We start from the raw sequence: 14,212 nt of genomic DNA on the forward strand, positions 1-14,212 counted from the left end.
ATTTTTTAGTTGCCTTTCTGTACTCATTTTAAGGATCAGAAGAGGTAGGGAATATAAACAACGAGCAGAATGATTATCCAGATGGCGTCTACGAAATGCCAGTAGTAATTGAATATTTTATGTTTCTCCTTAAACAGGTTGAAAGGCAGAAGTCTGCCCTGAACAAGGAGTACGATCATCCAGCCCAGCCCGAACGTTACATGGACGGCGTGAAGACCGACTAATACATAGTATGCAGACAGGAAGTTGTTCGTTGAGACGACGTGTCCATCGGTAATGAATTTGCGGAATTCTTCTATCTCGAAGTACATGAAGCCGGCTCCGAGCAGAAACGTGATGACCACACCTGCCACTATCAACTTCATCTTCCTCTCCTTCAGTCCTTTTTCCGAGAGGAGCAGAGTGCCACTGCTCGATATCAGGAAGAGAGAAGCGAACAGTGTCGTCTGCCATTCGAACAGTTCACCCGGGTACGGCCCTGTCTGTGGTGGAGTGTAAATGAGGTAAGTGGCGAACAGTGTCGTGAACATAATCGCTTCCACAAAGAGATATATGAAGAAACCCGTTTTTTTGTCGGCAAATAACTCTTCGGACATTAGCTTACTGCTCATTTTCCTCCTCCTCTCTCTTATATGCCTCCGTGCGTTCATCGGAAAACGCTCTGATGACGAAAGTGCTTAACGACAGGATGCCGCCGAGGATCTGCACCCACACCCATCCGTAAATGAAGCCGAAACTTAAGATGAATAAGCTCCCGGCAAGAAACATCGGCTGGAACGTTCTTCTCGCAATGGGAGAAGGACGGGGGTTTTTTGCGACCGGTAACGGCTTGTTATTGATTTTCGACCACCAGAACATGTCTCTGCGGTCGATGACCGGCATTTTTTCGAACGGGTGTTCCGGAGGCGGGGAAGGGACGCTCCACTCCAGGGTCCGTCCGTCCCACGGGTCGTCTCCGGCTTTGGCGCCGCTGCGATGGGTCTTAATGATATTCCAAAGGAAAAACAGCATAGATACAGCCATAAGATAGGCTCCGATACTGCTGATGAAATTGTAGGACCACACTCCGTCTTCCTGGGTGTATTCATAGACACGTCTCGGCATACCGTCGAGGCCGGCTAAGTGCTGCAGGAAGAAAGTGAGGTGGAAGCCGATAAGAAACAGCCAGAAATGCCACTTCCCGAGTGTGTCGTCCAGTATTTTCCCGGTCATGATCGGATACCAGTAGTAAATAGCGGCGAATGCTGCCAGTATGGTGGAGCCGATGATAACGTAGTGCAGATGGGCGACTACGAAGTAGGAATCATGGAACTGCATATCCGCAGCTGCCGAACTGAGCATCACCCCGGTCACCCCGCCCATGACAAAGGTGGGAATGAAGCCCAAAGCGAACATCATAGGAGCTTTCATACTTATGACGCCGCGTCTCATCGTGAAGAGCCAGTTGAACACTTTAATTCCTGTCGGCACGGCGATAAGCATGGAAGTGATTGCGAAGAAGGTGTTCGAAAATGCCCCGAGCCCCACGGTGAACATATGGTGCACCCACACCATCAGGGCGAGCAGACCGATTAACGTCAGGGAAAAGACCATGGACGTATAGCCGAACACATTTTTTCTTGAAAAGTTGGAGATGATGTCCGAAAAGATTCCGAAAGCCGGAAGAGCGATAATATAAACTTCCGGGTGCCCGAATATCCAGAACAGGTGCTGCCAGTAAACCGGATGGCCGAGTTCCCCGAGGAAGAAAGTGGCGTCGTAAAGCCGGTCGAACTGAAGCAGCAGTAAAGCAATCGCCAGCACAGGAAAAGCGATCAAGATTAAGAAAGAAGTAATCAGCGTAGCCCAGGGGAAAAGCGGCATCCTCGACAACGTAAGCCCCGGTGCCCGCAGGCGAATAATGGTAGCCATCATGTTGATCGCTGCAAATATCGTGCCAAGCCCGGAAACCTGAAGCCCGAATATGTAGAAATTGTTGTTGGGCCCGGGCGTATAAGAATCGGTCGAAAGCGGAGCGTAAGCGGTCCACCCCATGTTCGGCGCAGCATTGAAAAAGAAGGCGAGGAAGAAAATCGTTCCTCCCGTTAAAAACAGATAGAACCCAACCAGATTCAAGTAGGGGAAAGCGAGATCGTTGGCACCGATCTGGAGCGGAACCGCTACGTTCATTAACCCGATTAAAATAGGGGTGGCCACGAAAAATATCATCATGGTTCCGTGAGTTGTGAACAGTTCATTATATTTTTCACCTTGAAAGACCCAGAATTCGTTTTCCGGGGTGATAAGCTGGGTCCTCATAAATAAAGCGTCCACACCCGCTCTTAAAAAGAAAAGCATGGAAAAAAGAATGTACAGGGTACCGATTTTTCTGTGATTGGTCGTCGTGGTATAATCCAAAATCGTCGACCAGTACCGGTTTTTAATGATGATATATAGAACAATAGGTGTGATTATAAGTACGCTTAGCCACCCGGCGATGACGTCCGTGGGTACGAATACAGATTTTCCGTTAAACGAGAATTCCATAGTCTCACCTCTTTAACTGTCTATTTTTCTTCACTCAACCATTCTTCGAATTCCTCTGCCGGTATGACTTCGGTATCAAACCTCATATCGGTATGGCCCAGACCACAGAATTCCGCACATTTTCCCTGGTACGTGCCTGTCTGATCCGGGGTCACCTTGAGCTCGTTTTCCTCCCCCGGAATCGTATCCCTTTTGCCGATCAGGCGCGGCACCCAAAAGGAATGGATAACATCGGTGGACTTCAGATGGAGAACTACTTCACGGTCGACCGGCAGAACAAGTTCCTTATGTGTTTCTTTTCCATTTTCATACGCAAACGTCCAGTTCCACTGCTCGGCTATTACGTCTACATGCAGCGTGTCTTCGGAGCCAGCTTCCGTATTTGAAGCCTGGAACGTATACATCACGGTAGGGACAGCCAGAATGGCAAGCAGAACGAAAGGTATGGTCGTCCAGAGAATTTCCAATACACGACTGCCCTCTTCATGTTTTGGAATATCTTTTCTGTTTAAATCATTCTCGCGGTATTTCACTGTAAAAATGATGAAAAGGACACATACAACCGCAACGACAAACATCATAATTCCAAAACTCAGTTTAATCAGGAAAGCCTGGTCAGCTCCTGCCTCACTTACAGGATTAAGCGTCCGGACGTTACAGCCTGTGAGAAATAACATAATCAGTACAGGAAGCAACTTCTTCATATGCATCTCAACCTTTTCTTCTGAGATTTTAGAAACCTTATTATTCACTGTAGCCTTTATTACGGAAGATGAAACAAATAAAGAGAAGGACTTTCTGCTTAATTTTTCTGTAGGGGTAAACTTGAAAGTCTGCTTCCGAAAAAATAGAAGTTTTAGTACCTGGTCTATAAAGGGAAGAATTCTTGAGAGAAGCAGTAATACTTTATTGTTAAAAGAAACCAGTAGAATTAAGGAGGAGTTCTGAAATGGGAAGATTGGATAATAAAACAGCAATAATCATCGGCGGTACTTCCGGTCTCGGAGAGGCGACTTCGAAAAAGTTTGCAGAAGAAGGCGCCCGCGTGGTAGTCGTCGGTCTGGAAGAAGAGAAAGGGGAAGCAATCGTCAAAGAGATCAGAAAGGCGAAGGGAGAAGCCGTTTTTGTACAGATGGACGTTACAGATCGCGAGTCTGTGCAGAACGGGATAAACAAAACCGTGGAACAGTTTGGCACGGTGGACGTACTTTACAACGGCGCCGGAGTGCACGACGCTTATAAAAACGTAGTGGAAACGGATGAAGATACGTTCGATAAATTGATGAACGTGAATGTGAAGGGGCCGTACCTGGCAGCTAACGCCGCGGTGCCGATATTCCTGGAAAAGGTAAGGGAACGATTATAAACATCGGTTCCCAATCCACGTTCGTTGCCGGAGCGGGCGGCAACACTTACGTTACGAGTAAACACGCCATACACGGATTTACAAAACAGCTGGCGTACGACTTCGGCAGCAAAGGCATCAAAGCGAATCTGATTGCTCCAGGATTCATTGATACACCTATGACGAAAGGCATCGATGATGAGAGGCTGAAAGATATTCCTGCCGGAAGAGCCGGGAAACCGGAGGAAATTGCTGCAGCGGCTGTCTTTCTTGCATCGGATGAGTCAGACTATATGCAGGGTGCGGAATTGAAAGTCGACGGCGGCTGGACCGTCGGCCGGTGACAGATATAAGAATAATTAGAGTGTAAAAAAAGGGAGCCGCTGTTTCAGTCGGCTCCCTTTTTAACGTTAGAATCTTATTGCTCCACAGGAGCCAGCTCTTCTTCCGTTACCCACTTGTGGTTCTCCACTTGTTCTTCCGTATCGGTTGTCGTGAAATCGACCATATATACGGTAGTTTCCTTCGCAGAGTCGATAGTGGCTGTGGCTCCTTCCATGCCTTTCATATGAGTAGCAGTCATTACCGCTTCTTCGCCTTCTTTCATCGGAGCTTCTCCCGGATTTTCAAATTCCTCATGGATCACCCATTTATGGTTCTTTACCGGGTCTCCCCCGTTCGTAGGTGTATAGGAAACAGTATAGACCGTTGTGTTAAAAGCGCCGGAAATTGTACTTTCCGCACCCTTCATCCCTTTCATATGTTCGGCTTTGATTTCAGCTTTGTCACCGACTGCAAATTCAGGGTCTTCCGCTTTTTTCAGACCAGCCGGTACGGAGCCGTCACTGGACATCTCTTCCGCTGAGTGTCCCATTCCTCCCTCAGTGTCTTCTTTCTGTTCTTTAGTGTCTTCTTTTTGTTCTTCCTGTTCTTTTTTGTCACCCGAACTTTCTGTTTCTTCTGCGGAATTCCCGCATGCAGCGAGTAATGCGGCCAAAAAGAGAGCCATTACACCGAAAATAATGTTCTTTTTCATTTATTAATCCCTCCTGAATCATTAATGTCACGTATATGGTACCTTTTCTATGTGCATTTTTCGTGCACCTCCGGTGACAGAATGGCGACAGTATCAAATGTATAAATGTTGACATATAAGGTCACTTATTTTAGGATATAATTATCTTGAAGTCGAGATAAAAAATCTCAGACATTTGAATATGCAGATGAAAACTATCAATTAAAGGAGTTGTAACACATGACAGACGGTTTATTAGGAATTCACCACGTAACAGCGATTACGGACGATGCAGCAAGGAACTATAAATTTTTTACAGAAGTACTTGGTATGAGACTGGTTAAAAAAACGGTGAACCAGGACGACATTCAGACGTACCATACGTTTTTTGCAGATGACGTAGGCTCTCCGGGTACAGACGTCACGTTTTTCGACTTTCCGAACATTCCGAAAGGAAGACGCGGCACGAACTCGATCTCGAGAATCGGTTTGCGCGTACCTGACGATGCGGCACTTAAGTATTATCAGGATCGGTTTGAAGAGTTTGGTGTAAAAAATGACGGCATCCAGGAATTATTCGAAAAAAAAGTTCTTCCATTCGAAGAAGCTGACGGTCAGAGATTCCAGTTGTTTTCCGATGAAAACGATAATGGCGTAGCGCCAGGCACGCCATGGAAGAACGGTCCGGTTCCGGAAGAAAAAGCCGTATACGGTCTTGGTCCGATTGAAATCACTGTAAGCTATTTCGATGATTTCAAAAAATTGCTCGGTGACGTATACAAAATGAAGCCGATCCGCGAGGAAGAGGACGTAACGCTTCTGGAAGTGGGCGAAGGCGGTAACGGCGGTCAGGTTATCCTGCGGAAAGATGAAACATCACCTGCACGTCAGGGGTACGGCGAAGTCCACCACGTCTCCTTCAGAGTGAAAGACCACGATACTTTGAAACAGTGGGAAGAGAAGTATAATGAACTCGGCATGGGGCACTCCGGAAATGTGAACCGCTTTTATTTCGAAGCCCTTTATACACGCATCGGAGACATTCTTGTGGAACTTTCCACGGACGGTCCCGGATTTATGGGTGACGAACCTTACGAAACGCTGGGAGAAAGTCTGTCCCTTCCACCATTCCTGGAGTCACAGCGTGAACAGATCGAAGCGAAGGTCCGCCCTTTCAACACGAAACGTTCCTGAACAGGCAAACGGAAATATAAATATTTCTTTTAAAAGGGAGTTGTTTACAAATGGAACACATTTATAAGGAAAATAAAAAAGGCGCCCCGGTATTTATACTGCTGCACGGTACAGGTGGTACAGAAAACGATCTCGTTCCTGTAGCCCAGTTACTGAACCCTGATTACAATATTTTAGGCATCCGGGGGAACGTTCAGGAAAACGGTATGAACAGGTACTTCAAACGTCACGGAGAAGGGAAGTATGACTGGGAGGATCTCGAATTCCGTGGTAATGAACTGTACGAATTCATTACACAGAAGGCTGAGGAATATGGTTTTAAACTGGAAGATGCAGTACCTGTCGGCTTCTCGAACGGCTCCAACATTGCTATCCAGATGATGCTCAAACATCCGGAAGCATTCAAGAAGGCTGCGCTGTTTGCGCCTCTCTATCCGGCAGACGTAGAAGAGAAGCAGGATTTCAGCGAAGTAGAAGTCTTTCTGTCTCTTGGCAAAGGGGACCCGATTGTTCCTGAATCCGAGAGTGAAAGAGTCATCAACCTTTTTGAGGAAAGAGGAGCTGACGTCACGACTGCCTGGGTGCAGGGACATACGCTTACAGAAGACGTAGCGCGCAAAGCGAAAGAATGGCTTAATAAGTAAGAGGATCGAATGATCGGACGGAAGTATCTCGTGAAAGTTCCGACGAACACGCCGCATCTGCTGGAACGATTTGGACTGTTCACGATTATTTTGTTAGGGGAGTCGATTGTCAGCTTGCTCGCGGTGATGCATCCGGAAGAAGGAGACTGGAGCTCTATCGGATTCTCTCCCGTTTCCTTCGCTATCATCATTTCTATGTGGTGGCAGTATTTCGATAGTATGGAGAAAAAAGTTGATAAGAGGAAAGAAACGGCCGGGCAGATAATCATTTACGGTCATCTGTTCATTTATCTTTTGCTAGGTTTGATCGCTGCACCCATCCGTCTGACGTTTTTGGAAGATGTCTCCTATGTATTTTCTTGAGCCTTCTGGGAGGTTTCCTTCTTATCGATAAATTGTTCATCATACCAAATATCTTAGTTTTTGTGCAGCTGGCGATATTCTTCGCTATCTATGCCAAAGTTACGACCTGATTGCTCGCTGCTTTACGAGTTATATGAGGTGCAAAAAGGGCGTTTTGCCCGTCTCCCGGAGGACGGACAAAACGTCTTTTCTATGCCGTTACTTACGTCAGATAAAATTTTGCACCACTCCGGCAGATATAAGAAGGAGCAGTGGGCGTCTATCTTCCTTTTGTTCCTTGCCCGAGGAATCAGTTTTTGTGTGATAATATTAATGTAGGCGCTATCATAGTTCCTGCCATTTTTATACGATGGTTAACGCTCGCCGCCTGTAAACTGCTGGTACTTCGTTAGTGAGAACAGGATCATGGGAAAAATTTTTCTTCGTACGACAATTTCAGCCGTCACCTCGAATACAGTCCGGCTGATGAAAGGAGAAATGGAGATGTCGCTGCCGCTTGAATCGGTGCGAGTGCTGGATTTGACGCGCTTACTGCCCGGCCCTTACTGTACGCTGATGCTTGCAGACTTCGGAGCAGAAGTAATCAAGGTGGAAAATCCATACAATGGGGACTATGCCAGAGGGTATGAGCCGAATCTTGATCAGGATAGCGCTTTTTTTCATTCACTGAATCGGAACAAGAAGAGTATCTGCCTGGATTTGAAAACGGAAGAAGGGAAAGGGTATTTCCTGGAACTGGTGAAACAGGCAGACGTTGTTGTAGAATCTTACCGGCCGGGAGTGATGGAGAGGCTCGGTCTTGACTATGAACAGCTGAAGAAAGTGAATGACCGCCTGATCTATTGCGCAATCACCGGGTATGGGCAGACCGGCCCTTACCGTAATCAGCCCGGCCATGATGTGAATTACATAAGCTATGCCGGGCTGTTGAATCTGACAGGAGAGAAAGAAGGGAAGCCGATTATCCCTTCGGCCCAGATTGCCGATATCGGCGGAGGGGCATTGCCCGCTGCTGTCGGTATTCTGCTTGCTCTGCTGGAGCGCGAAAAATTCGGCACAGGGCAGTTCGTCGATATTTCCATGCTTGACGGAGTCGTATCGTGGATGCAGCTGCTGCTCCCTGCTTTTTTTAAGGAAGAAGAGGAACCGAAGCGCGGAGAACAGATGCTGAACGGCGGGCTGGCCTGTTATGAAGTGTATCAAGCGAAAGACGGAAAATGGCTCTCGGTGGGAGCGCTGGAACCGAAGTTCTGGAAAAACTTCTGCGAAGCCATCGGCCGTGAAGATTTGATTTCACACATCAATTCTCCTCCGGAAGTACAGGAGAAGTTGAAGTCGCAGATCAGCGGTATCGTATTGACGAAAACTTCTTCGGAATGGATGAAAGTCTTCCGTGAAGTGGAAGCCTGCGTCACGCCGCTGCTTACCTTTGAAGAAATGATAAAAGATCCACAGATAACGGCGAGAGAGATGATCCGGACGTTCGAGCACGATACGCTCGGTTCTATAAGGCAAATAGGGATTCCTGTAAAATTATCGGGCACTCCTGGAATCATCCACTCCCGTGCACCAAAACTCGGGGAACATACGGATGAAATACTTAAAAAGATCGGCGTGAAAAAATGAAGTTGGGTCGATATAAAAAACAACCCGTGACTTTAAAGTCGCGGGTTGTTTTCGTAAGAGCTTATTATTCTTCATTCTCCACGTGCCGGCCATAATCGGGTACGGCAATTTCTTCGAAGTTATCGGTCAAATAACTCAGGTTTTTACTGAGTTCGTTATTTTCCATCGGGAGCCCGTGTCCCGTAATCGCCCGTAACGGGTTCAAGTCCCTTAACTTCCGGACGGAGGCATGGGAAGCTTTCCAGTCAGGAGTAAAATAACGGGGAGGCCCGCTGATGTCCTTCTTCTGCAAGGTCACATCCATCAGATTCTCCTGTTTCACTGTAGTGAAAGCGTCCCCGGCAATCAGTGCCTGATCTTTTTCTCTCCACAGGGAAACGTGGCCGGGAGTATGACCGGGGGTGTGGATCCATTCCCACTCTTCGAGAAATGGTACGCTATCGTCATCCGGGAGAGGATGGACCATATCTCCGAGATTTACAGGGTCTTTGGGGAAAAGACCGGACAATTTAGCTACAGCTCCTCCCTGGACGGATGGATCCGGCTTCATATAAGCTTTTTCTCCACGCAGGAAAGGGAGTTCCCGTTCGTGAGCGTATACAGGAACATTCCAATGCTCGACAAGTTCCACGATGGAGCCCACATGATCAAAGTGTCCGTGAGTCAGTACGATAGCCTTAGGAGGATTGTCTTTACCGAAAGTTTCTTCCGCTTTACTGATAATTTCCCCGGACGAATTTGGCATACCGGCATCAACCAGTACCCAGTCGTCATTTGATTTATTTGCAACGTAGCATAAGTTCACAATCTGCACTGTGTGATACCAAAGGTTTTCTGCAAGTTTCTCGAATTTTCCACTTTCCTTGGAAGTTGCCGGGATATTTTTATAGTCTTCTCCATATTGAATGTCATCTTTCATATTTTTCCTCCTTTACCGTTCGTTATCTTCGTGTGTGAATTTTACCCTTTGCATTTTTTGCTGAAACATGAGCGGGAGTTCCCCTTTTCTTGAAAATACCAAAAGCGGAATAGTTTGAATTATGAAATTTTCGTTTGCAATAATCATTACACTTAGAAAAGGGGTCATTCATATATGAAAACAGAAATGACGCAACAGTTTGAACAGTATCTGGGGAAATTCAAAACTTCAGCTTCGGAAGACGTGCAGAATAAGATGGCGCAGGCAATCGAAGAACTGGAAGCTTCCGACGAAGGAAAAGGTTTATCCAGAGGAACGAAGGCACCTGATTTCACTTTGCCCGCCGCTGACGGGACGAACGTACGACTTTATGAAAAGCTGAAACAGGGCCCTGTAATCATGACATTTTACCGCGGGTCGTGGTGCCCGTACTGCAATATGGAGCTGAGAGCTTATCAGCAAATCGTGAATGAGATTCATGAAGAGGGTGCGGAGCTGATTGCTGTCAGTCCTGAAACTCCGGATCAGTCTCTTACCACACAGGAAAAGCACGATCTCGAATATGTCGTGCTGAGCGACAAAGGGAACGAAGTGGCTGGTCAGTTCAATCTGGTTTATCAGCTGCCTGATTATTTAGTGGACGTGTACAAGGAGAAAGGGCTTAATGTCGATGAGCACAACGGGGATGACAGGTGGAAACTGCCGGTTTCGGCTACGTATATCATTGATACAGACGGCACGATCGCCTATGAATATACAAAATCGGATTACAAAGACCGCGCTGAACCATCAGAGGTCCTGCAAGAGTTGAAAGCCCTCCGAAAATAAAATGAGGCATGTCCTCTTTTGTCATTATTATTGAATAACAGCCCCTCTGAGAGCCGGATGCTACTTTCCGGTTTTCAGGGGGGGTGTTCAGTATTTATCCCGGACTGGGTATTACAAGCCGTAAACGGTCATGCCGCCGTCAACAAATATATTCTGACCACTTACATAACTGGAAGCGGCAGATGCGAAGAAGAGGTAAGGAGATTTCAGTTCTTCAAGCTGACCCAGCCTCTTCATAGGGGAACGGTTTTCCACAGCTTTACGGAAATCTTCGTCCGCAAGGTCACTTTCATTGAATTCAGTTTCGAAGAACCATGGACTCACTGCGTTCACCGTAATGTTGTAAGGAGCGAGTTCCAGAGAAAGCTGTTTCGTCTGATGAATGACGGCTGCTTTACTCGTACCGTACACGGAACTGAAAGATAAACTCACTTCTCCGGCTACGGAAGCGGTGTTGATGATACGTCCATAGTTCTGTTCTTTCATGTAGGGAAGAACGGCTTGAGTTGCAAAGAATATGGATTTCGCGTTCGTTTCCATTACCTGGTCCCATCCCTGTTCGTCGAGGTCTTCCACAGTTCCGGGAACCAATGTTCCTGCGTTATTTACGAGGACGTCTATTTGACCGAAATCATCGTATATATTACTGAGGAACTTCCGGATCTCCCCGGAGTCGGTGACGTCTCCCTGATATCCCTTTACGGTATTACCGGTTTTGTTGTGAATCTCGCTGGCAGCTGCTTCTGTCTTCTCGAGCGTACGGCCTACGATAGCTACAGTGGCTCCGCTTTCGGAAAGACCTTCCGCTACAGTCTTTCCGATTCCGCTGCCTCCGCCGGTTACGATCGCTGTTTTTCCTGTATTGTTGAAAAGTTCCATCATTATCGGACTCCTTTTTGTGATGAGGATGTAATTCCAGGTGTCTGCACATGGAATGGAGCACAGTCTACTTTATCTTCCTGGCACATTCAATTGATCGGTTTGCAACGGTGGAGCGCTGGAAAATCTACCCGTAATACTGAATATTTCACGATTTCATGTATAATGTAGTCACAGTAATTGTCCTGCTTCATAAAACGAGATGGGAGCGGGGGAGAGCGGAGGAATAGTATGCGGAAAAGGATGGGAATTATTTTTGGAATTATCATTCTTGCTTTTAGTGCGTTTCTGATTTTCGGTAACCCGGAAAGTGAGAACGGCACGCAGGAAGAGAAAGATACTTCCGAAAACGAAAATGAGGAATCCGGTGTTCGTCCGGTGGAAATCTTTTCCCGGGCTGAAGAAGGAGAGGTGCCCGGGGTGCCGTTCACAGTCGGCGAAACGAATCGTGAAGAAGTGCGGGAGAAGTGGGGGGAACCGGAAGAGACGTCCGAGGAAAAAGGGGAGACTGTACTGGACTATTCTTCCCGCAACGTGGAAATCGGCCTTAGCGGGGATACGGTGACTATGCTTAAATCGGATAGGAAAGAAGAGATTTCCTTCGGCATCGACGAGCTTAACTCGCACAAAAAGCCCGACCGTACGGAAGAGAAGGAAAGCGAAGAGGATCGGACACTTGTCTATACGCTTTCCGAAGGACGGGTGCTGGAATTTGTTTTTCCCCGGGCGGACGATGAATCGGAGGACACAGAAGTGGACTACGTGACGCTGAGTGCGGGGACACTAGGAGCGGACGATGCGAAAATCAGTAACATGAGTCTTGATGAAAAGATCGGTCAAATGATCTTCGGCGGCGTCAGCGGTACCGAAATGAATGAGGAAACGCAGGAAGTTATTGAAAAATATCACGTGGGCGGTCTTATTCTGTTCGGCAATAACATTACGAGTGCCCCACAGACCGTCGATTTTTTAAATGAGATGAAGCAGGTTAATGAAAACAATCCTTACCCGCTTCTGCTCGGAGTGGACGAAGAGGGCGGACGGGTGTCACGTATGCCTCCGGAAGTCACTAAACTTCCGCCGGGCGGGGAGATAGGAGAACTGGACGACCCTGATCTCGCTTTTAAAACCGGTGAGATTCTCGGGGCGCAGATGAATGAGCTCGGCTTTAATCTGGATTTCGCCCCCGTTCTGGATGTGAACAGTAACCCGGACAACCCTGTCATCGGAGACCGCTCCTTCAGCAGCGATCCGGAGACCGTAAGCGAACTGGGTATTCAGGTAATGAAAGGAATTGAAGAGCAGGAAGTGATTCCTGTCATCAAGCACTTCCCGGGGCACGGAGACACGAGTGTAGATTCCCATCTGAACCTTCCGAAAGTCACGAAAAGTTATGAAGAATTGAAACAGATGGAGCTTGTACCGTTCAAACAGGCTATCAAAGCGGGAGCGGACGTCACGATGACCTCACACATTCTGCTTCCGGCCTTCGATGAACAGTACCCGGCTTCGATGTCTGAAGCGGTGATTACGGACGTTCTGAGAGACGATCTCGGTTTTGAAGGTGTAGTCATTACGGATGATTTAACGATGGGGGCTATTACGAATGAATACAGTGTGGAAGATGCGGCCGTGGAGACGGTGAAAGCCGGAGGGGACCTGCTTCTTATGGCACATGATTCCAACCTGATTTCCACTGTTTTTAACGAACTGAAAACAGCTGTCGAGAACGGGGAGCTGTCGGAAGCAAGAATAAATGAGAGCGTCGCACGCATCGCAGACTTGAAGGAGAAATATCAGATTACCGGGGAACAGACGCCTCCTCCTGATTTTCAGCCTGTTAACCGGAAAGTGGAGGAAGTGCTTGAGCGGGTGTCCTGACAAACACTATTAAAAAGTTCTGCTGCGGGGAAAAGGAAGAAGGACAGGGAGTTCTCGTAATCCGACGTACAGCACTATAATTCAGCAGGAGATTTTTCAACTGCGAACCGGGAGGAAAAAGCATGAAAGAAATCATCTTATCCACCGAAAGCGGTGCCGACCTGCCAGAGGATTTAAGAGTAAAATACAATCTTTACACAGTTCCTATGCACATTATTATGGATGATAAGGATTATCCGGACGGTTCTCTCCCCGTGGAGGAGATCTACAGCTATTATGAACGCACGAAAAGAATTCCATCCACTACGGCTACGAACGTACATGAATATGAAGAGCTTTTCACTGCAATCCGGAAGGCACATCCGGGGTGCGAGATTATTCATATCGGTTACACCTCAAAGGCATCTTCCTCTTTTCAGAACGCCGTTATTGCCGCGGAAGAATTTGAGGACATACACCTCATCGACGCTTTGAATGTAACAGGAGGGCTTGCTGCAGTCGTACTTTGTGCTGCAGAAATAGTGAAGAAGGAGCCGGAAATTGAAGTAGAACAGCTGATTGAAAGGATAGAACAGACGGTACCCAAAGCTAGACTGTCATTTATCCCGGGGAGTCTTGAGTTTCTGAAAGCAGGCGGCCGGGTGAGCAATGCAGGGTCACTGATTGGAACGCTGTTGAAAATAAAACCCCGGATAGATCTGAGAGATGGAAAATTGATTTCAACGAAGAAGTACCGGGGGAAAATGAGAGGAGCCGGAAAGAAACTGCTCCACGATTATTTCGGTGAATACAACCTGGATTCTGATCAGCTGTATTTCATTTACTCTGTCGGTCTGGACGAAGAAATTAAGCAATTGATGGAAGAGACAGCTGAAGATTACGGTTTTCGAAACATCAGATGGATTCAGGCAGGAGGTATGATCTCCACACACTCCGGTCCTGGTGGTTTCGGGGTGGCCGGCCTCGAGAAATAAAAGGAGGGATACAAGTCA

Annotated in this window: 13 protein-coding genes and 1 pseudogene; 8 read left to right on the forward strand and 6 right to left on the reverse strand. The window is 47.3% G+C overall.

Annotated features, from left to right (window positions below):
* Positions 1-35: 35 nt before the first annotated feature.
* Genes BW931_RS07280 through coxB form a run of 3 tightly spaced genes read right to left on the reverse strand, consistent with a single transcriptional unit; the run spans position 36 to position 3,230 of the window.
* Positions 36-611, reverse strand: coding sequence for a cytochrome c oxidase subunit 3 (locus BW931_RS07280; RefSeq protein WP_076571210.1), 576 nt, complete (start codon positions 609-611; stop codon positions 36-38).
* Positions 601-2,526, reverse strand: a complete 1,926-nt coding sequence (locus tag BW931_RS07285) for a cytochrome c oxidase subunit I (RefSeq protein WP_084193876.1) — start codon at positions 2,524-2,526, stop codon at positions 601-603. Before BW931_RS07285 ends, BW931_RS07280 begins: the two co-directional genes overlap by 11 nt.
* A gap of 20 nt (positions 2,527-2,546) precedes the next feature.
* A complete protein-coding gene (gene coxB, locus BW931_RS07290) occupies positions 2,547-3,230 on the reverse strand; it encodes a cytochrome c oxidase subunit II (RefSeq protein ID WP_076571211.1) in 684 nt (227 codons plus the stop codon).
* 245 nt (positions 3,231-3,475) lie between these two features.
* On the opposite strand from coxB, the pseudogene BW931_RS07295 reads away from it, so the two are divergent.
* A pseudogene (locus BW931_RS07295) lies at positions 3,476-4,215 on the forward strand (SDR family NAD(P)-dependent oxidoreductase).
* A 74-nt stretch (positions 4,216-4,289) separates the two neighbouring features.
* On the opposite strand, the gene BW931_RS07300 reads toward BW931_RS07295, so the two are convergent.
* The gene (locus tag BW931_RS07300; protein ID WP_008588155.1) at positions 4,290-4,907 is read right to left on the reverse strand and encodes a YdhK family protein; all 618 of its coding nucleotides are present in this window, start codon (positions 4,905-4,907) and stop codon (positions 4,290-4,292) included.
* Positions 4,908-5,126: 219 nt separating this feature from the next.
* On the opposite strand from BW931_RS07300, the gene mhqE reads away from it, so the two are divergent.
* The 4 genes from mhqE (at position 5,127) to BW931_RS07320 (ending at position 8,713) form a co-directional block, all read left to right on the forward strand.
* Entirely contained in the window at positions 5,127-6,080 is a 954-nt protein-coding gene (gene mhqE, locus BW931_RS07305) for a ring-cleaving dioxygenase MhqE (protein WP_076571213.1), read from the forward strand.
* Between the two features lie 50 nt (positions 6,081-6,130).
* Positions 6,131-6,724, forward strand: coding sequence for an alpha/beta hydrolase (locus tag BW931_RS07310; RefSeq protein WP_076571215.1), 594 nt, complete (start codon positions 6,131-6,133; stop codon positions 6,722-6,724).
* 9 nt (positions 6,725-6,733) lie between these two features.
* Entirely contained in the window at positions 6,734-7,087 is a 354-nt protein-coding gene (locus BW931_RS07315) for a low temperature requirement protein A (protein ID WP_008588161.1), read from the forward strand.
* A 405-nt stretch (positions 7,088-7,492) separates the two neighbouring features.
* Positions 7,493-8,713, forward strand: a complete 1,221-nt coding sequence (locus BW931_RS07320) for a CaiB/BaiF CoA transferase family protein (RefSeq protein WP_084193878.1) — start codon at positions 7,493-7,495, stop codon at positions 8,711-8,713.
* A gap of 64 nt (positions 8,714-8,777) precedes the next feature.
* Here the strand turns inward: BW931_RS07320 and BW931_RS07325 are convergent, their stop codons facing one another.
* Complete coding sequence (locus BW931_RS07325; RefSeq protein WP_076571217.1) at positions 8,778-9,632, reverse strand: MBL fold metallo-hydrolase; 855 nt, start codon at positions 9,630-9,632, stop codon at positions 8,778-8,780.
* 174 nt (positions 9,633-9,806) lie between these two features.
* Between BW931_RS07325 and BW931_RS07330 the strand changes: the two genes are divergently transcribed.
* A complete protein-coding gene (locus tag BW931_RS07330) occupies positions 9,807-10,460 on the forward strand; it encodes a peroxiredoxin-like family protein (protein ID WP_076571219.1) in 654 nt (217 codons plus the stop codon).
* 111 nt (positions 10,461-10,571) lie between these two features.
* On the opposite strand, the gene BW931_RS07335 is transcribed toward BW931_RS07330, so the two are convergent.
* Positions 10,572-11,342: an SDR family NAD(P)-dependent oxidoreductase gene (locus BW931_RS07335; protein ID WP_076571221.1), complete on the reverse strand. Its 771-nt coding sequence runs from the start codon at positions 11,340-11,342 to the stop codon at positions 10,572-10,574.
* 228 nt (positions 11,343-11,570) lie between these two features.
* Here BW931_RS07335 and nagZ point away from each other — a divergent pair, with 228 nt between their 5' ends.
* Both nagZ and BW931_RS07345 read left to right on the forward strand, forming a co-directional pair.
* Positions 11,571-13,220 (forward strand): beta-N-acetylhexosaminidase, encoded by a 1,650-nt coding sequence (gene nagZ, locus BW931_RS07340; protein ID WP_076571223.1) that lies wholly within the window; start codon positions 11,571-11,573, stop codon positions 13,218-13,220.
* A gap of 122 nt (positions 13,221-13,342) precedes the next feature.
* Entirely contained in the window at positions 13,343-14,194 is an 852-nt protein-coding gene (locus BW931_RS07345) for a DegV family protein (protein ID WP_076571225.1), read from the forward strand.
* The last annotated feature ends 18 nt before the right edge of the window (positions 14,195-14,212 follow it).

The organism is Salimicrobium salexigens, assembly GCF_900156705.1.
Taxonomy (GTDB): domain Bacteria; phylum Bacillota; class Bacilli; order Bacillales; family Halobacillaceae; genus Salimicrobium; species Salimicrobium album.

Coding starts and splice junctions, on each gene's coding strand:
- BW931_RS07280 (WP_076571210.1), bottom strand. CDS start 611: ATGAGCAGTAAGCTAATGTCCGAAGAGTTATTTGCCGACAAAAAAACG.
- BW931_RS07285 (WP_084193876.1), bottom strand. CDS start 2,526: ATGGAATTCTCGTTTAACGGAAAATCTGTATTCGTACCCACGGACGTC.
- coxB (WP_076571211.1), bottom strand. CDS start 3,230: ATGAAGAAGTTGCTTCCTGTACTGATTATGTTATTTCTCACAGGCTGT.
- BW931_RS07300 (WP_008588155.1), bottom strand. CDS start 4,907: ATGAAAAAGAACATTATTTTCGGTGTAATGGCTCTCTTTTTGGCCGCA.
- mhqE (WP_076571213.1), top strand. CDS start 5,127: ATGACAGACGGTTTATTAGGAATTCACCACGTAACAGCGATTACGGAC.
- BW931_RS07310 (WP_076571215.1), top strand. CDS start 6,131: ATGGAACACATTTATAAGGAAAATAAAAAAGGCGCCCCGGTATTTATA.
- BW931_RS07315 (WP_008588161.1), top strand. CDS start 6,734: ATGATCGGACGGAAGTATCTCGTGAAAGTTCCGACGAACACGCCGCAT.
- BW931_RS07320 (WP_084193878.1), top strand. CDS start 7,493: ATGGGAAAAATTTTTCTTCGTACGACAATTTCAGCCGTCACCTCGAAT.
- BW931_RS07325 (WP_076571217.1), bottom strand. CDS start 9,632: ATGAAAGATGACATTCAATATGGAGAAGACTATAAAAATATCCCGGCA.
- BW931_RS07330 (WP_076571219.1), top strand. CDS start 9,807: ATGAAAACAGAAATGACGCAACAGTTTGAACAGTATCTGGGGAAATTC.
- BW931_RS07335 (WP_076571221.1), bottom strand. CDS start 11,342: ATGATGGAACTTTTCAACAATACAGGAAAAACAGCGATCGTAACCGGC.
- nagZ (WP_076571223.1), top strand. CDS start 11,571: ATGCGGAAAAGGATGGGAATTATTTTTGGAATTATCATTCTTGCTTTT.
- BW931_RS07345 (WP_076571225.1), top strand. CDS start 13,343: ATGAAAGAAATCATCTTATCCACCGAAAGCGGTGCCGACCTGCCAGAG.